This is a genomic window from uncultured Alsobacter sp. (genome assembly GCF_945952055.1).
Classification (GTDB): domain Bacteria; phylum Pseudomonadota; class Alphaproteobacteria; order Rhizobiales; family Beijerinckiaceae; genus Alsobacter.
On sequence record NZ_CAMFHB010000040.1, the window covers coordinates 1 to 23,871 of the forward strand.

General features: G+C 67.7%; 17 protein-coding genes. 3 read left to right on the plus strand and 14 right to left on the minus strand.

Annotated features, from left to right (window positions below; genetic code table 11):
* The 3 genes from Q0Q47_RS23435 to Q0Q47_RS23445 all read right to left on the minus strand — a co-directional run.
* Nucleotides 1-938: FecR domain-containing protein (locus Q0Q47_RS23435; protein ID WP_293865642.1), on the minus strand; the 938-nt coding region annotated here is incomplete at its 3' end.
* Nucleotides 939-1,044: 106 nt separating this feature from the next.
* Entirely contained in the window at nucleotides 1,045-3,894 is a 2,850-nt protein-coding gene (locus tag Q0Q47_RS23440; protein ID WP_293865645.1) for a FecR domain-containing protein, read from the minus strand.
* A gap of 6 nt (nucleotides 3,895-3,900) precedes the next feature.
* Nucleotides 3,901-5,175, minus strand: coding sequence for a lipopolysaccharide assembly protein LapB (locus tag Q0Q47_RS23445; protein ID WP_293865648.1), 1,275 nt, complete (start codon nucleotides 5,173-5,175; stop codon nucleotides 3,901-3,903).
* Nucleotides 5,176-6,518: 1,343 nt separating this feature from the next.
* On the opposite strand from Q0Q47_RS23445, the gene Q0Q47_RS23450 reads away from it, so the two are divergent.
* From Q0Q47_RS23450 to Q0Q47_RS23460, 3 genes are read left to right on the plus strand one after another with little or no spacing between them, the layout of a single operon-like run.
* The gene (locus Q0Q47_RS23450) at nucleotides 6,519-7,244 is read left to right on the plus strand and encodes a hypothetical protein (protein WP_293865651.1); all 726 of its coding nucleotides are present in this window, start codon (nucleotides 6,519-6,521) and stop codon (nucleotides 7,242-7,244) included.
* 2 nt (nucleotides 7,245-7,246) lie between these two features.
* Nucleotides 7,247-8,194 carry a formyltransferase family protein gene (locus Q0Q47_RS23455; RefSeq protein WP_293865654.1) on the plus strand — a complete coding sequence of 316 codons (948 nt, stop codon included), beginning with the start codon at nucleotides 7,247-7,249 and terminating at the stop codon, nucleotides 8,192-8,194.
* A gap of 47 nt (nucleotides 8,195-8,241) precedes the next feature.
* Nucleotides 8,242-9,651 carry a formyltransferase family protein gene (locus Q0Q47_RS23460; RefSeq protein ID WP_293865657.1) on the plus strand — a complete coding sequence of 470 codons (1,410 nt, stop codon included), beginning with the start codon at nucleotides 8,242-8,244 and terminating at the stop codon, nucleotides 9,649-9,651.
* Here Q0Q47_RS23460 and Q0Q47_RS23465 read toward each other — a convergent pair.
* The 11 genes from Q0Q47_RS23465 to asnB (Q0Q47_RS23515) all read right to left on the minus strand — a co-directional run bounded on the left by Q0Q47_RS23465 (nucleotide 9,641) and on the right by asnB (Q0Q47_RS23515) (nucleotide 23,870).
* Nucleotides 9,641-10,678 carry a class I SAM-dependent methyltransferase gene (locus tag Q0Q47_RS23465; protein ID WP_293865660.1) on the minus strand — a complete coding sequence of 346 codons (1,038 nt, stop codon included), beginning with the start codon at nucleotides 10,676-10,678 and terminating at the stop codon, nucleotides 9,641-9,643. The two genes, Q0Q47_RS23460 and Q0Q47_RS23465, sit on opposite strands and share 11 nt — an antisense overlap.
* Nucleotides 10,679-10,859: 181 nt before the next feature.
* A complete protein-coding gene (locus Q0Q47_RS23470) occupies nucleotides 10,860-12,080 on the minus strand; it encodes a glycosyltransferase (RefSeq protein ID WP_293865663.1) in 1,221 nt (406 codons plus the stop codon).
* A gap of 137 nt (nucleotides 12,081-12,217) precedes the next feature.
* Complete coding sequence (wecB, locus tag Q0Q47_RS23475) at nucleotides 12,218-13,261, minus strand: non-hydrolyzing UDP-N-acetylglucosamine 2-epimerase (protein ID WP_293865666.1); 1,044 nt, start codon at nucleotides 13,259-13,261, stop codon at nucleotides 12,218-12,220.
* Entirely contained in the window at nucleotides 13,258-14,316 is a 1,059-nt protein-coding gene (locus Q0Q47_RS23480; protein ID WP_293865669.1) for an NAD-dependent epimerase/dehydratase family protein, read from the minus strand. Before Q0Q47_RS23480 ends, wecB begins: the two co-directional genes overlap by 4 nt.
* A gap of 17 nt (nucleotides 14,317-14,333) precedes the next feature.
* Complete coding sequence (locus tag Q0Q47_RS23485; RefSeq protein WP_293865672.1) at nucleotides 14,334-15,383, minus strand: hypothetical protein; 1,050 nt, start codon at nucleotides 15,381-15,383, stop codon at nucleotides 14,334-14,336.
* Nucleotides 15,380-16,804, minus strand: a complete 1,425-nt coding sequence (locus Q0Q47_RS23490) for a lipopolysaccharide biosynthesis protein (protein WP_367278300.1) — start codon at nucleotides 16,802-16,804, stop codon at nucleotides 15,380-15,382. The genes Q0Q47_RS23485 and Q0Q47_RS23490 overlap by 4 nt, the downstream gene beginning before the upstream one ends.
* Nucleotides 16,805-16,819: 15 nt before the next feature.
* Nucleotides 16,820-17,755: an NAD-dependent epimerase/dehydratase family protein gene (locus Q0Q47_RS23495; RefSeq protein WP_293865675.1), complete on the minus strand. Its 936-nt coding sequence runs from the start codon at nucleotides 17,753-17,755 to the stop codon at nucleotides 16,820-16,822.
* Between the two features lie 23 nt (nucleotides 17,756-17,778).
* On the minus strand, nucleotides 17,779-18,714 hold the full coding sequence (locus Q0Q47_RS23500) for an NAD-dependent epimerase/dehydratase family protein (protein WP_293865678.1): 936 nt from the start codon (nucleotides 18,712-18,714) through the stop codon (nucleotides 17,779-17,781).
* 34 nt (nucleotides 18,715-18,748) lie between these two features.
* Nucleotides 18,749-20,665, minus strand: coding sequence for an asparagine synthase (glutamine-hydrolyzing) (gene asnB / locus Q0Q47_RS23505; protein ID WP_293865681.1), 1,917 nt, complete (start codon nucleotides 20,663-20,665; stop codon nucleotides 18,749-18,751).
* On the minus strand, nucleotides 20,665-21,966 hold the full coding sequence (locus tag Q0Q47_RS23510) for a hypothetical protein (protein WP_293865684.1): 1,302 nt from the start codon (nucleotides 21,964-21,966) through the stop codon (nucleotides 20,665-20,667). The genes asnB (Q0Q47_RS23505) and Q0Q47_RS23510 overlap by 1 nt, the downstream gene beginning before the upstream one ends.
* A complete protein-coding gene (gene asnB, locus Q0Q47_RS23515) occupies nucleotides 21,966-23,870 on the minus strand; it encodes an asparagine synthase (glutamine-hydrolyzing) (RefSeq protein WP_293865687.1) in 1,905 nt (634 codons plus the stop codon). Before asnB (Q0Q47_RS23515) ends, Q0Q47_RS23510 begins: the two co-directional genes overlap by 1 nt.
* Nucleotide 23,871 lies beyond the last annotated feature (1 nt).

The window sequence follows — 23,871 nt, forward strand, 5'->3', positions numbered from 1 at the left end:
GCCAGGGCCTGGGTCGCCGCGGCGACCGCGGTCGCCCCCGTCGCCTGGACACGGGTGGTGGCCGCCTGGTCGGTGACGGCCGTGACGAGTGCGGCCCGCTGCCCCACGCCGACCTGCGCGGCATTGGCGGCGATCACCGAGGTGGCGGGCCTGGAGACGCTCGCTGTCCGGCTGCCGGCGGACTGGCTGGCATTGCCGGACTGGGCCGAGACGGTCGCGGGCGGCGCGCCGGTGGCGGGATTGACGTAGGCGGCGCGGACCAACGGGTCGGTGGGCGGCCGCGGCGCGCCGCCGAACTGTCCCGGACGGCTTCCGATGAGCGTGGTCGGCAGGTCGTAGTCGCCGGGGCCGGACCGGGCGGGCGACGCCGGGGCCTGCCCGCCCACCACCACGACGACGAAGCCGGGGCGTTCGATTCGCTGCGAGCCGAGCGCGTTGGAGACGGTCAGGCGGCCATAGGTCGAGATGACGCGCAGCGTCCGCGTGGCGGGGTCATAGATGACCGTGAAGGCGCCTCCCCTGACGCCCACCGTTCCCACCGGTGTGCGCACCTCGACCGTGCCGCGGTGGCTGATCTCGCCGCCGACGAAGCGCAGCATCCCCTTGCCGAGGCTCATCAGCATCGTGCCGGCCTTGGCATTGGGATCGTAGAAATATTCGTCGAGGACCACGTCGGTCTCGGGCCCGAGCCCGACCACCGACTTGTCCACGAAGGCGATGTTGACCGATCCCTGCTGGGTGGTCTGGACCCGCTCCTTGAAGATGACGTTCGTGCCCAGGTCCAGCGTCCGCCGGACGCGTCCCGGGGGCGTGCCCTCGGTGGTCTGGTTGACCGCCCCCACGCGCCCGACGTCCTGGGCCATCAGCGCGCCGGGCGCGACTCCCGCCATGAGCAGGGCCAAGGGGGCCAAGGGGCCGATGAAGCGACGCAACGCCATGTCGAACTCCAGCCCGCCGGCCTCGCGGGGCGCGCCGGGCTACACCACACTCACTCACGTCCCCCTGCCCTGCCGTGCGCTCCGGCACCGGGCCTTTGGTTCCATGTCACCGCTTGCCGAGGAACACCCCGTTCGCGGCGTAGGCCGGCCCCCCCGTGCTGGACAGTCCGAACTGGCCCCCCATCTCGGCGGGCGGCGTGCCCGGCCCGTAGAAGGAGCCGCGCAGCGCTCCCGCGGCGCTGGCGCCGGAGATCACGCCCGAGAAGTTGACGGTGCCCGCCGCCAGCGTGCTCGAGAAGGAGTAGTTGCGGCCGTCGAGATTGCTGATGGCGCCGGTGCCGCTGCCCGTCGCGAAGTTCACCGTATGGCTCAGGTTGCCCGCGGCGATGTAGACCGCGCCCGCATTGTTGACGCTGGCGATCGCGTGGCCGTTGTACGTGGCCGAGCCGGTGTTGGGGATCTGCCCGGGGCTGGCGAGGACGCCCGCGACCCAGGGGTTCAGGTTGCCCCAGTCCGTGTCGGAGGCATGCGATCCCGCGACCGACCAGAAGCCCCACTGCGTGTAGGCGCAGTCGCAGATGGTGACGCCCGGGAAGAACTGCGTGTTCGCGTTGGGATTGCTCGAGACGACCGCCGACCACGGGAACAGGAGCTGCCTGTTGCCCGTCCCGATGGTCTCCACGACGTTGGTGCGCAGGGTCGCGGTCGAGGTGGCGGCCGATCCGCTGTAGCTGCGCAGGGCGAAGGTCTTGCTGTCGATGTATGTCGAGCGGCGCCCCGCCTCGTTGGAGGTGTCCGAACCAAGCTGGTAGATCGCCGAGGCCAGGCGCGACGTGGGGTCGGTGCTCTGGATCTTAATCGTGGCGCGAACCGTCGACGAGGCGGGATCGAAGGTCATCACCACGTCGTCCGGCGTGCCGGTGAGGCCCGCGAACTGGTAGTCCTGGCGGGTGGCGGTGAGCAGCGGGAAGAGGCCGTTGGCGCCGGCCACGTTGCTGGCCTGGGTGGACGTGAACGAGCCCGAGACGTAGCCGTTCAGCGTCATCGCCGGGCGATCGTTGCCCAGCCCCGCCGGCGGCGTCACCGCCGTGCCGGACTGCGAGATGGCGTAGTTGGGCGTGTTGTTGCCCGGCAGGTAGCCGTATTGCTGCGCGCCCGTGTTGGCCGGGGCGATGAGGCCGCCGGCGAGGCTCGCCTGGTCCACGGTCGCCGCGTTCGGGATGCCGTCCGCATCGACGGTGATCGAGCCGTTCGTTCCGGTGATGGCACCGGCGGCGAAGGACGGTCCGTTGGATCCGACCGTGCGGCCCGACGCGAAGAAGCCGCCGATGAACTCCTGAGCGTTGCCCGTGCCCGTCCGCGCCGGCTCGAAGCTGCCGGTCGCCACGATCGCGTTCGATGATTGCGTGGCGCCGGTTCCGGCCAGGGAGAAGCCGATGAGCAGCGTGCGGGTGACGCCCGGCGTGACCGTGAAGCCGTCGGCCGACACCGTGCCCTGGCCGCGATAGCCGAGCATGGGCGTGGTCACCGCGGCGTTGCTGTTGGCGTTGCTGACGAAGACGTTGGTGAGGAACGGGATGGCCGAACCGGCGGAGGCCGTGCCGTCCAGCGCGAAGACGCGGGCGGGCACCAGCCTCGCCGCCTGGAACGAGGCCGCCACGAGCGAGGTGACGTCCAGCGCCCGCGCCTGCGCGATCGCGTTCTGGCTCACGACGGACTGCACGGCCGACAGCACGGTGTTGGCCACCGCCACCAGGTCGGCCGCGGCGGCCTGGATCTCCGCGAGCGTGGTGGCGGACTGCAGGCGGACGAGGATCGCCTCGAGCTGCGAGAGCGCGGCGATCGCACGGGCCAGATCGACGTCGGCCTGGTTGAGGGCCGCCTGGGCCGCGGCCGCGGCCTGCAGGGCGGCCGACCGGGAGACGGCGCCACCGGCGTCGGTGCTGGCATTGGCTGCCGCGGAGGCCGCAGCCGCGGCCAGCTGCGCCGCCGAGGTGCGCGCCAGCTGAGCCACGGAGACGGCCTGGCGGGCCGCCGTGACGGCGGCGCTGCCGTCGGTCTTCACGCTCGACGTCGAACCCTGGCGCGTGACGGCCGTGGTCTGGGCCGCCTGGTTGTTCACGGCCGTCTGGACCGTCCTGGTCGTCTGCTGGGTGTCCGGCGGCGGCGGCGGCGCGTTGCCCGTGGTTCGCGTCGTGGTCTGGCTGGTGTTTCCCGTCTGGGCGGGCACGCTGCCGGGCTGCGTCCGGCTGGTCGGATCGTTGTAGACGGACTGGACGAGAGGGTCGGTCGGCGGGCGCGGGGCGCCGCCGTTCTGGCCGGGCTGGCTGCCCACCATCATCGTGGGCCGGTCGAAATCGCCCTCGCCGGCGCGCTGCGGGGGAGACGGCGGCCCTCCCCCCGTCATGGTCGAGACGTAGCCCGGCCGCGTGATGACCTGCGTGCCCTGCGCGTTGCTGATCGTCAGGCGGCCATAGCTGGAGAGGATGCGCAGCGACCGCGACCCCGGGTCGTAGGTGAGCGTGAAGGCTCCGCCGCGCACGCCGACCGTGCCGACGGGCGTGCGCACCTCGACATTGCCCTGGTGGCTGATCTCGCCGCCGACGAAACGGAGCGCCCCCTTGCCCAGGGTCAGGAGCATCTTTCCGGTCTTGCCGTTGGGATCGTAGAGATACTCGTCCAGCACCACGTTGCTGTCGGGTCCCAGCGAGACGGTGGACTTGTCGACGAAGGCGACCTGCAGCGAGCCGACCTTCGAGGTCTCGATCCGCTCCTTGAAGATGACGTTGTTGCCGAGGTTCAGCATCCGCGACGGCCGGCCGGGAGGCGTGCCCTGCGACGTCTGGTTGACGGCTCCGACCAGGCCGATGTCCTGGGCCAGGGCGACGCCCGACACCGTGCCGGCGAGGAGCCCTGTCGCGAGCGGAAGAACCTGGCGCATGCGCATGATGGTCATGTCCTGTCAGAACCTGAGGGATGGTCCGAACGCGACACTGAAGTTCCGGTACCGATAATTGGGAAGATTGGAGTGATTGCGCGACAGTTGCATCTGGACGCCCACCGAGAACAGGTCGGTGAGCGGCGTCTCGAGCGCGAGCCCGACATGGCGCTCCCGGTCGCGCCGCTTGACGTTGGGATCCACCAGGACGTTGGGCGCCTTGTAGTTGTACCACGATCCGCCGAAGGACGGCGTCACGGACAGGGGCTTCGACACCAGCGGCAGGGTGACCTCGAAGGGGAACGCCACGTCGACGGTGGATGACCGGAAGCCGTTCGAACGGACGTCGGCATCGTTGTCGTAGAGACCGCCCTTCACGACCGCGCGCACGCCATAGGCCAGCGGTACGGCCGTGCTGGCGAAGACGCCCGCCAGTTCGCCGCTCTGCTGGCTGGCCAGCGGATAGGTGCTGCTGTTGTGGAACGTGCGCCAGCGGTACTCGCCGCCCACCTCGAGCGAGGCGAAGGGCAAGGGCACGCTGAGCGCCGCGCCGAGGCCCGCGGTCGAGCTGTAGTAGGTGTCGGAGAGGCCGAGCAGGGCGCCGATGGCGTAGGGCCGCACCGAGATGCCGGGCAAGGCATCGAGCGGAATGGCGAGCCGCGGCCCCGTGGTCACCTCGAGGGCCTGGATGTCATAGGTGGAGACCTTGGCCTGCTGCGCCAGGTAGGTCTGCGCCACGGTTTCCCAGGTGTCGCCACGCTGGTTGTCGAAATCGAGAACGTGGCGCACGCCGCCGATGACGAAGGCGTTCCAGTCGGGCCGCTTCGCGAATGCCCGGTCGAGCGTCGCGTCGAAGCCGAGAACCCGGACATTGAGGTTGGAGGGGCCGGCATTGGCGTTGGTCTGGTAGCGCGCGCCCACCTGGACGAAGCCCGAGAACTGGCTGATGCGCTGCCGCCGGTCGATCTCGCCCATGAACTTCTGGACGGCGAGCTTCACGTCCTCGGGCGCGCCGGGCTGTTCCAGGGCGGTCTTGAAGTAGGACCGGGCCTGTCCGTAGGACCCCAGGCGGAAATAGAGCACGCCCAGTTCGAGCCGCACCCGCGCCAGGTTGGGGTTGAAGAAGAGCATGCGCTCGAGCGCGCCGATCGCGGCCTCGTACTCGCCCACCGCATTCGCCGCCTCGGCGAACTTGAAGGCGGCGTCCAGGTCGGCCGGGCTGGCCAGCGACTCCTTGAAGCGCTGCTCGAAGAGGCGCCGGGCCTCGCTGTCCTGGGCCGACGCTTTGCCAAGCAGCAAGCACGCCACCCCGACGCTGGCGGACAGCAAGGCCCACACCGCCCTTCGCGTCAATCGGAAGACAGTCACGCCAATCACCAGCCCGCGATTTCATCACTCGGCAGTTGAGGTTGTCCTGCGATCCCGCGTCAAGGCGGAATTTCGGAAGAGAGCCTTGCGGATGGAAGTTTATCGCTGACTGTGCGTCCTATGTCGCAAGTCTACGATCGTGGACTGCAGGGGAGCGAAAGCCTCAACCGGAACTTGGATTTGACGGATGCTTCTCAAGGAGCGCCCCCCCCCAAAAGACATGACAACGTTTGCTCGCTGGTGACTGGGAGCCAGGCGTGACGGGGTCGCAGGGCATGAGTCATTAGTGCGAGGACGTGTCGGGCTTGGATTTTCCAACACCGTCGAGCTCGGCCATCGTCAATATCAGTAGTGCAGGGAACGACTGCGGTTCAGCCCTCGTTCAGGTTCCGGAGGCGATGGTACCCGTACATGGAGGTCATCATGCGTTTTACAGGTTTCGTGTTGGCCACCGCCCTGGTCTGTGCTGTGCCGGTCGCTTCGGCCATGCCCGTTTCGCAAATGCCAGCGGCGGACGGGCCCACCTTGGTCCAGCTGCAGTGCTCGCCGCAGCGCTGCATTGATCCGCGCACGGGGGTGTACACCGAGTCCACGTGCGACCAGTACGGTTGCCGGCCCATCAGTGGGCCGGTGGGCCGTGTCGGCGGCGGCCGGCGTCCTGCTTACGGCGGGGGCTACGACGAAGGTTACCAGGGCTACCCGCAGCAGCGCGGATATGGCGGCGGATACGGCGGCGGCGGGATGGATTGCAACCGGAGCCGCTGCATCGACGGAAGCGGCCGCGTCTGGGAGAGCACATGCAATCGCGGCGGTTGCCGGCCGCTACGCCCGGCGAGAGGTCAGCGCTGGTAGGCTTACAACGCACGACGAGCTGGCGGCGGTCGCAGATCGACGCGAGGCGTCCGATGCGGGCGAGCAGGCCGTGACGATCGGCGTTGCGCGAACGTGCTGGTCCATCCCGAGAAATCGAGCGCACGTCTCGAGAGCGACGTCTCTCGCCTGAAGCGCGCTCGGGCCTTGTGCAAGTCGAGGCCAACTGGAGGGACGGCGTCCCGACGTTTTCGAAGACGGCGAGTGGCATGGCCATGCCATTCGCGGGCCCTCGACGACACGTCACCCCAACTCAGCCGCTTTCGAAGGTACGCGAGGTCAGGCCAGGGCATCGTTCCGAGGATCCGAAGCAATTCATTGGTTGCAGTCAGGGAGCCGAAAGCCTAGGCGCTCCGCTGGCGCATGATGTATGTGTCGGTCGGACCCGGAGGCGAGGCGTCACCATGCCAGGCAGCAACCTCGTGCTGACTATCGACATCGACTGGGCGCACGACACCGTGATCGCCGACCTCGCCGGGATCGTTGCCGAACACGGTGTCGCCGCCACGTGGTTCGTGACGCATGACACGCCGGTGCTGCGCGAGATCACGGCAATCCCGCGGCAAGACCTCGGCCTGCATCCCAATTTCAACCCTCTGCTGGATGGCACCGGCAGCGGAAACGCTCGCGCCGTCGTCGGAGCCTTGCACGACCTCGTGCCCGACGCGCGTTGCGTTCGTGGCCATTCGCTCGCCCGATCGAGCCGGATTGCGCAGGTGCTGGTGGAGCATGGGATCACTCACGAATCGAATCACATGATCCCACCCACCGTGGCCCCGGCGCTCGAACCCTGGCGCGACTTCAGCGGCCTGATCCATGCCGCCATTCGCTGGGAAGACGACGTCCGTCTGCTCGACGCCTCTCTGGGCGAGCCGGCCGATCACCTTGGCATCGTGTGCCCCTTTGTCGTGGATTTTCATCCCATTCATGTCTTCCTGAACACAACGACGATCGCGGAATACGAGGCTGCCCGAGGTGACGCCCGAGCCCCGGAAGCGCTCCTGTCCCGACGAAGGCCATCGGGAACCGGCGGCAGTCGCGACCGGCTGCTCACCCTCCTTCGGGCGGCTCGCGGCCATGGCGACCCGGGTACGCTCCTGCGGGATCTGAAGCCGTCGGAGATCGGCTAGTCATGCGAATCGCGATTCTGGGTCGGACCCGGTGGTTGCTGGAGGCCGCCGCCGCGCTGGCTGACGCAGGTCACAGGATCGTTTTCGTCGCCACGGCGAAGGCTGCCCCGGAATACGGGGTCGATGCGCGGGACTTCGCAGCTCTCGCAAGCCGCCATGCCGCCGTTTTCCTCGACGATCCCGCGATCAACAATCCCGAAACGGTCGATGTCCTACGGGCGTCCGGCGCCGAGGTCGGGGTCTCGATCAACTGGCCCACTCTGATCCGACAGACGACCTGCGAGGCCTTGCCCCACGGGATCCTGAACTCACACTCCGGCGACCTGCCGCGCTATCGCGGCAACGCGTGTCCGAACTGGGCGATCATCAATGGGGAGGAACGGGTGGGGCTGTGCGTTCACCGCATGGACCCGGTCGAACTCGATGCCGGTCCGGTCTTCGCGCGCAGCTTCCTGCCGCTCGCCGACGACACCTACATTGCCGACGTTTACGCGTGGATGGCGACGGAAGTGCCCGCGTTGTTCCTAGCAGCCGTTTCGAATCTGCAGCGCCCGGGCTTTGTGCCGGAGGACCAGGCGGCACTCGGCGTCCGGCCCCTGCGCTGCCATCCCCGCCGATCGGAGGATGGCCGGATCGACTGGTCGGCGCCTGCCAGCCACGTCCTCCGGCTGGTTCGAGCGTCGTCCCGCCCCTTCCGCGGGGCCTTCGCCTTTCTGGACGGCGAAACGGAGGTCACGATCTGGCGCGCACGCCCCGCAGCGCTCGACCACGACGTTCTGGCCGTTCCCGGGCAGATCATGGGCCGCGGTCCCCACCAGGGCGTTCTGGTAGCCTGCGGGAGCGGCGTCATCGAGATTGACGAGGCGGACATGCGTGGCGGAGGGCGCCTTCCGTCGGCCAACAGGTTCAGGTTGACCCCTTGGCCCGGCGGCTCGCCCAGAGTCGTTTGAGCACCGCCGGCCGATTTCACACCTAGCTTTGTTCGGAACACCTGCCGATGGGCCACGTCATCCTGCTGACTGCTTACACCGGACCGGCGCTCGATCGGATCCGGTCGGCACTGGGTCTCGACCAGAGCTTTGCCGTCGTGCAGACGCTGGACGCGTTGCTTGCGGAGCCCATTGGGCCGGAGACGTCCCTCATCAGCTTCGGAACTGGTGTGATCGTTCCGTCCGACACGCTCGCCCGGCTTTCCCGGCCGGCTTATAACGTACACGCCGCCTCTCCAGACTTTCCCGGCCGCGATCCGCATCATCATGCCGTTTACAGGCAGGCGCCGCGGTACGGTGCGACGCTTCACCTGATGGAGGCGCGGGTCGATGCGGGCCCCATCGTGGGCGTCGCGCTGTTCGACGTCACGGTGAACGCGCGCCCTTCCGACCTGCTGGCGGCGGCCAGCGAAGCAGGACTGCAGCTTATCGAAAGATTCGGGCCGAGGCTTCTCGAGCCGCCCCCCCTTCCGGCTCTGCCCGATGTGCACTGGGGCCCCGTCAAGACACGGCGGAGCGACCTCAAGCGGCTATCGACCGTCAGCTGCCTCATGGACGAAGCGGAGTTCGAGCGCCGGTACAGGGCCTTCGATGGCGGCGCGCACGACAACCTGACCCTGAGGCTTCACGGCCGCACCTTCCGGATCGAAAAGCGAGAGGAACAGCCCGCCGCGAACGGACGGGCGTTCGCCGACTTCACCGAGGATGGTTTCGTCGCGCTGATGCGCGCCCTGGTGACGCGTGGCTACCGGTTCGCGGAGTTGGGGGACGGGGGCTCGGACCGCCACGTGGTCTGGCGCCACGACGTGGACTTCTCGATGCATCGGGCGGCGCGGCTGGCCGAACTGGAGGCCCGGGAAGGAGCCCGCGCGACCTACTTCGTCAACCCGCGCTGCGAGTTCTACAACCTTCTCGAGCCGGGAGTCCTTGCGCTGGTCCGGTCGATCCAGGACCACGGCCACGTCGTCGGCCTCCATTTCGATGCCGGCGCGCTGGGCGTCACGCAGTGGACGAGGCCCATGCTGGAGACAGCGGTCGCGAAGGAGTGCGACCTGCTGGAATCCATCCTCGGTACGGCGGTCGGGACCGTCAGCTGGCATAATCCGGACCTGAGCAACGTCCTGGACTTCGACGACGAGGTCATCGCCGGCCGGAGCAACGCCTATTCGGCGAGGATGCGCCGCGAGTACGTCTACTGCTCGGACTCGAACGGCTTCTGGCGCTTCAAGAGCATGACCGCGGTCATCGCCGAGGGGCACGAGCGTCTGTACCTGCTGACCCATCCGGCATGGTGGACGCCCGAGCCGATGTCGCCCTCCGAGCGGATCGATCGCGCCATCCTGGGCCGTGCGCGGGCCGTGAGACGCAGCTACGACATCCTGCTCGCGCGAGGCGGCCGGCGTAACGTCACGGGGTAGGAGCGTCCGCCGGAACGGCCACAGCCTGGCCGGGCTTGCGCGCGACGACGGTGATGCCGGCTTCCTCGGCATGCAGGTGTTCGATCGAGAGGCCAGCCATCTCCACCCATCCGCGCACCTCTTCGGGCGTCTGGCGGAACGCGTATTTCGGCATGAACCAGTCGAAATTGATATGGTTCATCTCGTCGAAAGTGAATTCGGGTCGGTAATAGGCCTTCAGAACCGACCAGTAGAAGAGACGCTGGATGTCGATCTCGCCCTTCCTGATCCCGAGCGATGGGATGTCATCCTTGATATCGACCTTGGCCTTCATCTCGCCGAGGGCGATGCCCAGGCCGGTGATGGCCTTCATGTCCTCCCACGCCTGTTGGGGCGGCATGGCGGAAAAGATGGACCGCAGGTAATCGTCGGTGAACTCGCGGACGGGTCCCTTCTTGTTGTAGACATAGAAAGCAAAGACGCCGCCGGGTCGCAGAAGCGGCACCAGCGAGTCGAACGCGCCCTTGGTCGATGGCGTGTGATGCAGAACGCCCTCGGAAAGGATGAGATCGACCGAGCCCGGCCGGACCGGCAGCTTGGTCAGGTCGCATTGGATGAACAGGGAGTCACGGCAGCGCGGCGCCAGGTTCTCTCGCGCAATGGCGACGGCGCTCGATATGTCCGATCCGATGTAGCGGATCCGATCCCATTGCCCTTCGAAGATGATGTCGGCGGAAAACCCCGATCCGCATCCCGCGTCGAGCACGATCGGGCCCTGCTGTGCGGCGACATAGTCCAGCGGATTGCGCCCGCCGTACCGGGTGTCGAGCCAGCGGATTTGCGTCTCCCGGACAGCGCCGGACGCGTAGGTCTCACGCTTGCTCCACTTGAAGCCGAAAGCCTCGCTGGTCTGCCCCTGGCCAGCCTCGTGCTCGTCCGCGAAGGTCAGCACGCCGTCGCGCATGGTGGCCGAACGCCCCTGGAATTCAGCCGACGCGCTGTCGGGCGGCAAAGAGCGGCCAAGAACGGCCTCGATCCACGAAGTCAAAGGGCTGTCCTTCCGGTCTGGTCTGGCGGCATCGCGCTCGATCCGAAGCTCGCCATCAGCACGCGCTCACGTTTCCGGCTGCTTAGCACTCTTCGAGACCTCAAATCCACCCGCAGGCCCCTCTCGCCGCTCTTTGGCCGAGGTGGTCTTTGCTGCGGCGCCTGAGGCGACCAGGGCCGGATCAGCCATCGACGAGACACCGTGCGACGGTCTCCATCCGGTTGGCATATGTGTGCCTGTCCAGGACGAGAGCATGCAGGCGATCGACGATCGCGCCGCGCTGGTCCGGATCGGCAAAGCGGCGGAGAACATCGTCGATGTTGGAGAAGTCGGGCTCGAGCGCCAGGTAGTGCTCGTCCGCGACGAGGATGTCGTTGAACCGTCCCGGGAACATGATCTGGCAGGTACGCGTGCCGGCCGCATCGAAATGCCTCGAGCTGATGCACTTGCCGTTGATGGCGGGCCGTTCCCGCCCCGCGAAAAAGCGCGCATGGATCTCGGCAGGATCGACCGCCTCGTTGACCAGCGCCTCGTGGCGGAGCGGGCCGTGGCGCAGCACCTTGCGGGCGAGGTCGCGCGCCCATCCCGGCAGCTTGTGACCCAGGGTTCGCAGGGCGGAGTCGTTGCGGATGACGAAGGCGCTTCCCGAGCGGGACAGAATGTAGTCGCGAATGGCGTTGACGGTCGCGTCGTCACGCTCGAGGAACCACGTCCCCGCTTCCGTCGCGACCGTCGCCTTGCTGCGGTTCAGGAAATCGGCCCATCCGGTCCGGTCGAAGCGGCCGTCGGAGATGTCGATGGCGAGCCCCCTGCCCGGACCCTGCGTCCTGAACCAGTCGAGGATGCGGTTGCGGTCATCGTCACCCAGGTGAGCGAGGTACCGGACCGCTCTAGCTCCCACGTCGATGGGACGGTCCTGCGCCGCACGAAGAGGCCGGTAGGCAGCCGGATTGAGGGCATGGGGGATCGCAACGACCCGACCGGCCACGTCGCCGAACAGATACTGCCCCGCCTCCGGAAGCAGCTGGGTAGCGACGATGTCAGGCCGAAACAGCGAAAAGAGATGGCGTTTCTCGGCAATCGGAGAACCCGGCAGGCTCACCTCGTTGCCGACGAACGTCAGCAGCGGCACCTTGCGCCCGGCCAGGGTGGCCGCATGAGGCTCCAGGTAGTCGGTCGTGTCGCCATTGGTGGAATGGAGGAGGACGACGGCATCGACCTCGCCCAGGAGCGCCGGCAGCCGCTCCCTCGCCTCTGCCGGAACGATGTCGAACGGAACGGCGTCGAAATGCGGTGACGTCGCGAAGGCATCGAGCCAGTCGTCGTAGTAGGAGAGACGATCCGTGTAGTTCGCATATCCCACGAGCACGCGGATTCGGCTTTCACGCGAAGACGTCGTCATCTTGCGGTCACGTCCTCACGGTGCGGAAGGGGCATGATGACCAGGACCCATGACGGCATTGGCGTCTGCCGAGGTTCCGCGCAGGTTGCCGAAACCACGCATTTTGCCGGGAGCATCGACCGCAGCCGACGATCCCCTCACGCGACATCCTTCAGGACACGGGCAATGGCATCCGAAGCCCGCCCGTCGCCGTAGTCCGTGATGTCGCTTCGCGGACCATGGGGCGGCCCCTGCCAGAGCCGGTTCCAGCCATGGGTCACCGTTTCGGTCCACTCCGTCTCGTCGCGCAGCGTGGTGCACGGGACCCGGTGGAAATAGGCTTCCTTCTGCAGGCCGCCGGAGTCGGTGAAGACCGCCGTCGCGCCCGCTAGCAACTGAGCCATGTCGAGGTATCCCACGGGCCCGACGACCCGCAGGCCTTCCAGCGAAACGCCACTGCGCTGCACCGCCTGCCGGGTCCGGGGGTGAAGCGGGAGGACCACGGGAACGCCGGCGGCCTGCTCGCGCAGGAACGCCAGCACGGCAGCGAGCCGCACCGGATCGTCGGTGTTCTCGGCCCGGTGCACGGTGGCGAGCGCGTACTTGCCCTTGTCCAGCCCGAGTTCGGCGCGGACCGTCGCACGTCCTTCCGCCTGCTTCACGGCAAACAGCGTGGCGTCGAACATCACGTCGCCGACATGATGCACGCCCTTGCGGATCCCCTCGTCGGCGAGGTTCTCGACGGCGACCACCGTGGGGCAGAACTGGAGGGTGGCGACGTGGTCGGTGACGACGCGGTTGATCTCCTCGGGCATGCGCCGGTTGAAGCTGCGCAGGCCCGCCTCGACGTGGGCAACCGGGACATGCAGCTTGGCGGCCACGAGGGCGCCGGCGAGCGTCGAGTTGGTATCGCCGTAGACCAGGACCCAATCGGGCTTCTCTGCGGCGGTCACGGGCTCCAGAGCAGCCATCATGCGCCCAGTCATCTCACCGTGACCGCCCCCGTGAATGTCCAGCCGGTGCGCTGGGGCGGGTATGCCGAGTTCGTCGAAGAAGACGTCGGACATGTCCGCGTCGAAGTGCTGGCCGGTGTGGACCATGATCTCCGTCAGTCCGGCCGTGTCGCGGATGGCGCGGCTCACCGCGGCGGCCTTGATGAACTGGGGCCGGGCACCGACGACGGTCAGGACGCGGACCGTCATGCCGCGTAGGTCCGCACCTGCGGCACGTAGCGGGCGTGCTGGCTCATGCAGCCCAAAATGCGTTGACGGTTGGTGCGGGTCCATTCGACGGTCCGGGCGAGGCCCTCGGCATGCGCGACCTCCGCAACGAAACCGAGCTTCTCGCGAGCCTTGGACGGATCGCCGTAGCGCTGGCCCGACCGGTCCCAATCGCGGGCCGGGGCGAGCGCGATCGGCGTGGGATTGGCGGTGAGCGCGTTGATCCGCTCGGCCAGGTCCCGGATGGTGGTCTCCACCCCCGAGGCCAGATTGTAGATCTCGCCCGGTTCTCCGCGCAGCGCGCACGCCATCAGGCCGCGGGCCATGTCCTCGACGAAGATGAAGTCGCGCGACGCGATCCCGCCGTTCTCGACCGGAAGCGCCTCGCCGTGCAAGGCTTTCCAGATGAACGTCGGCGTCACGTTGCGCCACACGGTGTGAACCGTCCCGCGCCAGCGGCCGGCGCCCAGGATTTCGCCCGGACCGTAGACGTTCTGGAACCGCGCCTTGACGAACGGCAGCTTGTGCCGCGTGAAGTAATAGTTGCCGTACATCTCGCCGACGAGCTTCGAGATCGAGTACGGGCTGTCATGGAAGAGGGAGACGGGTGCGTCTTCCGTCGTGGCGAATGCTCCGTCGAAGGTCTTCTCGGCGACGGCGCATCCTGCGGCCGCATAGACCACCTTTCTCAGGCTGGCCATGCCCTTCAGGCGCTCGAAAAGCTTCAGCGTGGTGAGCGTGTTGTTGTCGTGGTCTGCGATGGGGTCGGCGATTGACGACTGGTTGCCGTGATAGCAGGCGAGATGGAACACGTAGTCGAGGTCGTCCGGCAGAGCCGCCAGAATGCGGTCATCGGCGACGGACCCGAAACGGAAATCGATATCCTCGCCTTCCGGAACATTCGAGACGTCCGCCGACAGGAGGTTGTCGACGATCACGATCCGGCGCGGCCCCTGCTCGCGGATCAGCCGGACAAGGTTGGAGCCCACGAACCCGGCACCGCCGACGATCGCGACCTTTGCTCCCGAAAACGACATGAAAAGATCTCCGCCCATCAAGGCCGGATGACAAGTCCGCACTCGCGGAGCGTGTCTGCAATCCGGCCCGCAACCGCGGCGGAGAAGGCCGCATTGTAGTGGACATTGTCAACATAGAGATTCCCGGTGGCGCGGTCCTGCATGTCGGCGAGCCAGAGCACCCGGGGATCGACCCGGCCCTCGTCGCGCAGCCTCGCCATGAGGGCGTAGCCGGCCGCTGACGAATTGAAAGGTCCGAATCCATCCGCCGCCTTGACGAAGCCGTGCAGCGAGAGGTCGTAACCGAAGGTCGGGACCGGTTGCCAGGCAAACAGGGTCGTGATGCCGACTTCCTCTCCCAGCGCTTCGGTCAGCCGGCGGTTCAGGAGCCACCTGTCGACGACGGTCTCGGCGTCGCCGCGCGCCGCCGGCGCCGGATCCGACGGGCGAGGCGGGGGCGCCAGCAGGCGCCGCCGCGCGGTCCTGACGAACCACCCGACCATCTCGCCCATCCCGCGCAGCGGATCCACCATGGTGAGGTGGCGCGTGCTGATCATGTTGCGCAGGGCACCCGTCCACTGCGGCTCGTCGTCGGGGTAGACGAACTCGTTCAGGCCATCGAGGAAGACGGCCACGTGCGGCCCGACGCCCTTGAGGATATGACGCTCGAAGAGCGCCCGTTCCTGGCTCGAGTAGTAGTAGCTGCGCCCGAAATTGTAGACGGCGACATCCGGGCGCGTGCGCCGCAGCATGTCCTGCAGGACGGACGGGATCGTCTGGGCATCGGGCAATCCCGAACCGAGGAGGTTGGATCCGCCGTAGAGGAAGACGTTCAGGGCATCGCGCCGCGGTGGCCAGGGCGCCTGGCTCGCCACGTGGCGGAACCCCGCTGCGTCGATGTTGACGAAGCGGCCGGTCTTGGCGCGAATCCTGAGCTGCGTGAAGGCTTCGAAGTCGTAGATCCAGCTCGACTCCGCCAGCAACTGCCGCAGGTCGGTTTCCGACCAGCCCGGATAGGCGGCGGCCAGGGCGTCCCAGCCCTGCTCGCGCACCACGGCGGGCTGCCTGCGCGCCATGCTCAGGGTCATGCCCACAGCGAGGCCCTCCGTCCTGCTGCCCACACGGCCACGGCCGCACACCCGGCCAAAGCACCGCCCGTTCCTGCCGAGGCCAGCGAGCCGACGCTGTCGGCCATGGTTCGTGCAAGCACCAGACAGATCCCCACGGCACAGCCGGCCCATGCATGTTCGAATCGCACGAATGATCCCGCGGGAGAGTCGGCCTGTCCATTGACGACCCATTGGACGGCGATCATGACGCAGGCACCGGCCACGGCGCCCAGTCCGGCATTGGCAGCGCCCGCATGCAAAACCAGGACATAGGTGACGATCACCGCGACGCCGGCGCCGAGCCCCTGCACGGCGCTGGCGATCCAGATCTTTCGCGAGAAGTAGAGCGCGGGAACCAAGATGCTCCAGATGGCCAGCAGGGCCTGCGACAGCGCGACGTCTCCCACGACGTGGACGGCCCCGCCGTAGCGGGGATCGACCAGCAGCAGACGGGCCAGAGGAGCAAGAGCGTAGAACAGGATCGCGGCGCATCCGAATGCGCCGATGGCGATCATCAGCACGCGGCCGAACGCGTGCGGCGCTTCGTGCTGGCGAGCGGCGAAGGACTGGAAATAGGGAAACCACGCCGACGAGAAGCCAGTGGTGGCGAGCGACATCGTCATGCCCAGCCCATAACCGGCATTGTAGACGCCCGCTGCGGCGAGCCCATCGACCCTGGCGAGGATGAACGGACCGGCTCCCTGCAGGGCGGCCATGAAGGCCGCTCCCGGGATGAACGGCCAGCCGAGGCGCATCAGCTTTCGGGCGACCGGAGCGCTGGCCGCAAGGAGCGGCGTGCCCGCTGCGCGCGCCGCGAGGACCACGCCGACGAGGGCGCCGAGGGCTCCGGCCTCGAGCCAGCCCCAGGCGCCTCGCCCGAGGCCTACCACGAGGACGAGGGCGAGGGCGACACCCGCGGCCGCCGCTGCGGCCGTCACCGCGAGGTGAGCGAGCGGTCGTCCCTGAAACTGGAGCGCCAGCGCGTAAGGTTGGGCCAGCAGCTGCAAACCCGCGCCCGCGAACGCAAGGGCGGGCATGAGCGCGCCCGCCTGGGCCAGCGGCAATCCGGGAACCGCGGGGGCCACCAGGCACAGCAGCACCCCTGCGACCGTCGCCGTGCCGAGCAACAAGGCGGTCGTGGCGATGACCTCGCCCCGGCGCTCGACGGGCACCTCGTAGTAGACCGCCCCGGCCGACGTGGTCAGCCCCAGCCCGAGCACGGTGCGCAGGATCACGGCGGCGGTGGTGAGGAGGGCCACGAGCCCCATCTCCTCCGGTGCGATCCAGCCGGCGAGCAGCGGCGGCAGGGCGTAGGCGACCGCACGGCTGAGGCCATTCCCGAGCGCGAAGATCGCGCTCGATCCGAGCAGGCCGGCGGCTGCTCCTCGAGGGAAAGACAGTGTTCGGACCCGCCTCTACCCTGCCTTGGGAGCCGAGAGATGGCTGTAGACGTCGCTCACGCCATGAGCGTCGTACCAGGACAGCATCCGCCCCATCGCGTCGCCGAAGGAGACCTTCGCGGTCCAGCCCAGCACCTGCCTCGTCCGCGACGGGTCGGGCACCACGGCAGGAACGTCGTCGTCGCCGACCGGAACGACCTTGACGCCCGGATCGGGCGGCAGGCCGAGGTGCTCGCGTACGGCGTCGTAGACGTCGCGGATGGTCCGGCCCTCGCCGCTCGACACGTTGAAGATCCCGCTGGGCGCGCCGGCTTCCATGACGCGATCCACGGCCGCGAAGAAATCCTCCATGTCCAGGAAGTCCCGCGTGGCATCCGTGCAGAAGCAGCCCTGCCCGGCCTTGAGGCGCTTGTAGAAGGTCGGGATCGGCCCGATCGCCAGGCGAGGACCGATGACGGACGCGAGTCGCAGCGATGCGAAGGGCAGCCCGCTCATCGCGAGGTACTGTTCCCCCGCCACCTTCGAAATGCCGTAGCTCGTAAAGGGACGCAGGGGATGCTCGACGGGGATGGGAACCGCGTCGGGGCGCCCGTAGCACAGCACGGTCTGGAAATTGACCACCCGCTCGACGCCGGCGGCCCGGGCCGCTTCGACAACGTTGACCATCCCCGCGACGTTGGTGGCGACGTCCTCGCGCCAATCGTCGGGATCCTTGTAGGCCGCAGCGCTGTGGACGACATGCGTCGGAGCGAACGCGGCGAAGGCACGATCGACGAGTTCCTTGTCCGCCACCGACCCCTCGACGAGGCTCAAACCGGCGACGGGAGGCACGACCTCCCGCTTGCCCGTCGCGAAGTTGTCGATCACGAGGATCTCGTGACCCCGTGGCAGCCAGCGCTCGATGAGGTTGGACCCGAGGCAGCCGGCTCCGCCGGTGATCAGAATGCGCATCGCCCTATTCCCTGGCCGGGGCCTCAGCCCCGGGCGTCCTTGAGGTGGGTGTAGCCGCCCTGCACGCCTTCCTGGCTCCAGCGCTCCACCGCCGCCTCGGCGATCTGCGACAGGGGCGTGAACTCGACGGAGCCGAAGTCCGAGAAGGTACGCGCGGGGTCGAGCAGGATCGAGGCTGCATCGTCCGGTCCGAGCGGCCGGATCTCGGGCTCGGGATAGGCGTTCAGCTTCATGGCCGTCACGACCGCGTCGTAGAGCTCCTTGATCGCCACGTCCTTGCCGGACGAGAAGTGATAGGTGCCCCTGCCCTCGCCGTCGGCCGCGCGCACGACAACCTTGGCGAGGTCCCTCGCATAACAGAAGTCGCGACGGGCCGGCGTCACGAAGCACTTCTTTCCCTGCGACAGGCGCTCGTAGAAGATCGGCAGCGGGCCCGACACGTTGCGCTCGCCGATGACGTTGGCCAGACGGAACGTGACCCAGTCCACGCCCGAGAACTGCACGTAATGCTCGCCCGCGGTCTTGGAGATCGCGTAGCTCGAGTTGACCGGGTTGATGGGATGGTCGAGCTGGATCGGCTGCTGGATGGGCTTCGTGCCGTAGCACAGCGCGGTCTGGAAATAGACGAGGCGCGACACGCCGTGCGTCTTGGACGCCTTGGCGATGTTGGCCGTTCCGACGGCGTTGACCAGGGCATCGGTGCCCCAGTCCTCGGGATCCTTGTAGGACGCGGCCGTGTGCACCACGACCTCGGGCTTGAAGTCGGAGAACAGGCCATCCACGACCTTGGCATCGGCGATCGTGTCCTCGACGAGCGTCAGCCGATCGTGGCCCTTCAGGTTGTCGCGTCGGCCGGTCGCGAAGTTGTCGATGGCCACGACCGTGTCGCCCCGGGCCAGCAGCATGTCGATGACGGTCGAGCCCACCTGGCCCGCACCGCCCGTCACGAACACCTTCATGTCAAACCTCTCGATTGCGTTTGCGGGGCCCTTATCACGCCTTCGCCATGGCGCGAAACTCGGGCGCACGGTCGTGAAAGCGCTGGTGCCAGAGCTCCAGGCTGAGCAGCCCCCACGTCTTGCGCGAGAACCGGGACGCCGTGCCGAAGCTCGACAGGATCACGTCGCTGTTGAGGTAAGGCCTGTGCTTGAGGCGCTGCTCGGCGAAGAGATCGGTGACGAAGTCCTTCAGCGGGCCCTCGAGCCACTCCTTGAGCGGCACCGGGAAGCCCATCTTGTCGCGGCGATCGACGATCGAGCGGGGCAGGACGTCCTTGTAGACGGACTTCATCAGCTGCTTCATTTGCCCCCCCTTGAACTTCACGTCCGCGGGAACTGTGGCCAGGAACTCGACCAGTGGATGGTCGAGGAACGGCACGCGGCTCTCCAGCCCGTGCGCCATGCTCATGCGATCCTCGACGTGGAGCAGCGCCGGAAGCAGGCACTTGAAGTCGAAATGGGTCATCTTGTCGAAGTAGGCTTCCTTGCGGACGTTGTCGCGGTTGTTGAAGATGGAGCGGAAGGCCTCGAAGACCCGCGTCCTGTCGAGAGCCGCCCAGTCCACCTCGCCAACCATGTCGGTGGACCGATCCACCAGGCGATAATAGCGCTTGTCGAGATCGTCGAAGAGGCCCTCGCGCCAGAACTCCTTGATCATGGGCTTGTATTCGCGAAGCAGGCCCAGGTTGGGAACGACGGACTCGATGGTAACGAGGAAGTTGCCGGACTTGTACGTCCCGTCGATGGCCGCCTTGATGCTCTGCTCGAGATAGGCCACCAGATAGCGCGCGTAGCCGCCCAGCAGTTCGTCGCCGCCCTGCCCGCCCAGGACGACCTTCAGGTGCCTGGCCGCAAGCGCCGACACCATGAATTGCGGGAACGAGCCCGGGCCCGCGACGGGGAAGTCGAGGTGGTAGATGACGTCCCCGATGTGGCGGCGAAAGTCGTCCGCGGTGATGTCGGCGATGTGGAGATTCATGCCGGCGAGATCGGTGGCCGTGCGTGCGTAGTCGCTTTCGTCGTAGCCGGAATATTCGAGGAAGCGGCCGTGGAAGGCGTCCTTGTTGGCATGGTCGGCCTGCGACGCGAGGATCGCGACAAGGCTGGAATCGAGGCCGCCGGAAACGTATCCCCCGACCGGAACGTCGGCGCGAAGGTGGACCTTCATGCTGTCGGCGACGAGTTCGCGGAAGCGCTCCTCGAAGTACCGCGGGCTGTGGTCCCAATCGACCTCGTACTGGACGTCCCAGTAGCGGCGGACGCCCACCACGCCGTCCTCGACGACGAGCACATGCCCCGGCAGCAGTCCCTGGACGCCCTTGAACAGCGTCTTCTCGCCAATCGTGTACTGGAACGTCAGGTATTCGGCGAGAGCGTCCTCGTCGGTCTCGATGCCGGGCAGGAACGGCAACAGCGACTTCGCCTCCGAGGCGAAGTAGACGATCCCGTCGACCGCGGCGTAGTAGAAGGGCTTGATGCCGAAGCGGTCGCGTGCGGCCAGCAGGCGATTGCGGCGACCGTCCCAGAGCGCGAAGGCGAACATGCCGCGCAGGTGGTTGACGCAGTCGTCGCCCCATTTCTCATAGGCTGCGAGGATGACCTCGGTGTCGGAGTGGGACCGGAAAGTCCACGCGCCCGCAAGTTCCTCCCGCAGTTCCAGGAAGTTGTAGATTTCTCCGTTGAAGCTGATGACGGTCCCGTTGGGCCCGTGCATGGGCTGTGCGCCGGATGCGGTCAGGTCGATAATCGCGAGCCGCCTGTGCGCCAGGCCCACCGTTCCTCCCGGCCCGGACCAGTGCCCCAGCCCGTCGGGCCCGCGATGGGCGATCAGGCTCGACATGACCTCGAGGACCTTGTCCGCCCTGCGCTCATCGAGCCCACGCGGCGTGACGAAACCGGCGATACCACACATCAGCTTTCGGCCTCCTGACCGGCCAGGGCCTTCATCCCTGGAGTGCGCCCGCCGGACGACCGGGCCTGCGTGACCTCGGCGACGAGCGCCATCAGCCGTTGCTCGTCATCCATCCACGAGAGCCGCGACGAGACGGTCGCAATGTCGGGAAACGAAGCGCGCGGCGCGTCGAGGAGAGCTTGCACCGCGTCCCTCATCGTGGCGGCGGTGAATGTCTCGACGCACAGGCCGACCCTCGCGTCGCCTACGGTCGCCACGAGCTGCGGGAGCGCCGGGTAGACGATCGGCAGCCCGGCGGCGAGAACCTGGAAGAAGCCGTTGGGCAGGGCCTCGCGATAGTTCTCGGAGCGCGACTTGTAGATCACGAGCCCGGCATCGGCGTCGCGGATGAAGGGGACCACTTCGCGAGACGGTCGACCGAGACCGGCGTGCACCCTCGTGCGGGCCGGATGGCTCGCGAAGCCGTCCAGCCCATCCTCGTAGCCGTGGCCGACGAATGCGACGTGCACGCGATCCGGCAGGGCCGCCAGCGCATCGAGCAGCTCCCCCACCGCCATGCCCGGCTTGTAGTTGCCGGCGACGACGAGGAGCCGGTCCTCCCCCGAGAGCCCAACGACCTGGCGCAACGTCCGCGCAGGCACCTGATCGAGGCGCGGATCATGGGCGTTGCGAAGGACCACGGGCCGGCGGCCGAACGCCCCTTCGATCAGGTCCGCCGTTCCCGCGCTGACCGTGACCAGCCCGTCGCAGCCGGCCACGCATTCGGCCTCGCGCCGGCGAAAGAAGGGCATCATCCAGCGCCGGTCGAACGGGGGCATCTCGTCCGGCCGCCTGATGCCCTGGTAGAAATCGTGGGCATCGTAGATGACCGGCACGCCCAGGGACGCGGCGAGCCCGGACACGGCGCGATAGAGCTCGTAGGAGTGCACGTAGTAGAGGGAGGCAGGCGGGATCCGGCGGCCCACCGCGTAGCGACGCCTGTGTTCGATGCGGAGCGCGGCATACAGCGCCAATTCCCCCGGGAGGCCGAAACGGCCTTCCCGAGCTCTCGTCAGCAGGGGGGCTGCGCGGCCGGCCGTGCGGATGGATCGCGGCAGGACGGTCGCCCCGCGGCGATCCCCCGTCGATCCGACCACCGCGCACTGCAGTCCGACGCAGGGATCCTCGGCGCTGGCCACCGATTCCCAGATCAGGGAGCGATAGCCGGCCCGCGCCAGACTTTCCGCGACGCGGATCGTGCGGCTGTCGGAGGCCGCGGCCACCGGCGTCAGGGAAACAGCGACCTTGTCGGGTCCCCGCATCAAAGGCTCACCCCGTGCAGGCGCCCCCAGATGCCGATGTTGATCACCCGCCACAAGGTGAAGTCGAGGGTCCGGGCGCCATCCAGCATCTCGTTGAGGAAGGCGCGCGTGCCGGCCGGGTTCAGCAGGTCCTTGTACATGGACAGCGTCTGCTCGATTCCGTCGATGGCCATCCCCCGGGCGGGGCCCCGGAACCATTCGGATTCCGGTGTCGCGAAGCCGAGCTTGTCGCGCCGGTTGGCGATGACATCGGGAAGGATGCCCGTCATGGCCCGACGGAGCACCCGCTTGGTGTCGCCATGGACGATCTTGTGGCGCGATCCCAGGCCGATGCAGAACTCGACCAGGCGATGGTCGAGGAACGGGACGCGGGCCTCGATGCCGTGCGCCATGCTGTTGCGGTCTTCCCAGTGCAGCAGCATCGGCAGATTGGAGCCCTGCGTGAGCGCCACGCACAGTTCTCCGATGCTCTTCACCGTGGGTCGTCCGATCTCCCGCAGCGCTCTGTCGAAGGCATTGGGCTCGTTGGCGAGGCTCGCGAAGGCCGGCGAGTTCAGCCAGTCGTGCTGCGCCAGCGAGGTGCGCTGCCGGCGCACGATCTGGGCGAGCCGTCCGGGCAGGAGCGGCAGCAGCGCGGTCTTGAGCTGCTCGCCGACCGCGAGCCCATGGTACTCGCGCCGCCGCACGACCGTGCGCAGCAGGTCTATCGCCTGCCGGCGGCGCACCAGGTCTGCGATGTAATAGCCGAAGCCGCCATGGTAGCCGGCGAGCTGCTCGTCGGCTCCCTGCCCGTCGAGCATCACCTTCACGCCGACCTCGCGGGCCGTCTTGAACACGCTCCACTGGGCGAAGATGCTCGTCGAGCCATAAGGCTCGTCCTGCTGCCAGGTGATCTCCTGGGCGCGCGAGAACGCGTCCGACACGGTCGGATAGACGAAGTGCGGGTCGCAGGCCGTCTCTGCGATGACGGCGTCCATGAAGGGCCGCTCATCCACCGACTTCTCGGCATAGCAGGCGCTCACCGTGTTGATGCGCGCCTCATGGCCTTGTTGCCGGAGAGCGCGGTCCATCAGGCAGACGATCGCCGAGCTGTCCAGTCCGCCCGACAGGCAGGAGCCGATCGGCACGTCGGCCCGCAGGTGCATGCGCACGCTGTCGGCCAGCAGGGTGCGGAACTGGTCGGCTGCATCGGCTTCCGTGATCTCGCCGCTGCCCGGCTCGAGCACGTCGTACCAGCGCCGCACCGGCAGCTCGTCGCCTGGCCGCCAGTCCGACAGGCGCACGGTGGCGCATTCGCCGCCGCGCAACTGGCGAATGCCGGCGAACATCGTCTCGCCCGTATGGTCGCTGATCCCGCCGGAGACGAAGTCGCGCACCCGTGCCACGTTCATCCGCCGCTCGACGGACGGCAGGGCGAGCAGCTGCTTGATCTCCGAGCCGAACCCGAGTCCCTGCGGCAGGGCGACGAAGTAAAGCGGCTTGATGCCGAAGCGGTCGCGGGCCACCAGCAGGGTCTTCTCGCGCTCGTCCCAGAGGACGAAGGCGAACATGCCCATGAGGCGCGGCAGGCAATCGTCTCCCCACTGCGCATAGGCTGCGAGCAGCACCTCGCTGTCGCTGTCGGTCCTGAAGACGTGGCCCTTCGCCTTCAACTCCTCACGCAGCTCGATGTAGTTGTAGATCTCGCCGTTGAAGACCAGCCAGTAGCGCCCGTCACCGAAGTGCATGGGCTGCAGCGCCGCATCGCTCAGGTCGATGATGGCCAGCCTGCGGTGACCCAACGCCAGCGGCCCCGCGGGCGTGTCACGGACGACCCATCCCTCGCCATCGGGCCCGCGATGGGCGACGATGTCCAGCGAGGCCTTGTTGGGAGCGAGGCCCAGGGAGGCAAAGATTCCGCACATG

Coding starts and splice junctions, on each gene's coding strand:
- Q0Q47_RS23440 (WP_293865645.1), bottom strand. CDS start 3,894: ATGACCATCATGCGCATGCGCCAGGTTCTTCCGCTCGCGACAGGGCTC.
- Q0Q47_RS23450 (WP_293865651.1), top strand. CDS start 6,519: ATGCCAGGCAGCAACCTCGTGCTGACTATCGACATCGACTGGGCGCAC.
- Q0Q47_RS23455 (WP_293865654.1), top strand. CDS start 7,247: ATGCGAATCGCGATTCTGGGTCGGACCCGGTGGTTGCTGGAGGCCGCC.
- Q0Q47_RS23460 (WP_293865657.1), top strand. CDS start 8,242: ATGGGCCACGTCATCCTGCTGACTGCTTACACCGGACCGGCGCTCGAT.
- Q0Q47_RS23470 (WP_293865663.1), bottom strand. CDS start 12,080: ATGACGACGTCTTCGCGTGAAAGCCGAATCCGCGTGCTCGTGGGATAT.
- wecB (WP_293865666.1), bottom strand. CDS start 13,261: ATGACGGTCCGCGTCCTGACCGTCGTCGGTGCCCGGCCCCAGTTCATC.
- Q0Q47_RS23480 (WP_293865669.1), bottom strand. CDS start 14,316: ATGTCGTTTTCGGGAGCAAAGGTCGCGATCGTCGGCGGTGCCGGGTTC.
- Q0Q47_RS23485 (WP_293865672.1), bottom strand. CDS start 15,383: ATGACCCTGAGCATGGCGCGCAGGCAGCCCGCCGTGGTGCGCGAGCAG.
- Q0Q47_RS23495 (WP_293865675.1), bottom strand. CDS start 17,755: ATGCGCATTCTGATCACCGGCGGAGCCGGCTGCCTCGGGTCCAACCTC.
- Q0Q47_RS23500 (WP_293865678.1), bottom strand. CDS start 18,714: ATGAAGGTGTTCGTGACGGGCGGTGCGGGCCAGGTGGGCTCGACCGTC.
- asnB (WP_293865681.1), bottom strand. CDS start 20,665: ATGTGTGGTATCGCCGGTTTCGTCACGCCGCGTGGGCTCGATGAGCGC.
- Q0Q47_RS23510 (WP_293865684.1), bottom strand. CDS start 21,966: ATGCGGGGACCCGACAAGGTCGCTGTTTCCCTGACGCCGGTGGCCGCG.
- asnB (WP_293865687.1), bottom strand. CDS start 23,870: ATGTGCGGAATCTTTGCCTCCCTGGGCCTCGCTCCCAACAAGGCCTCG.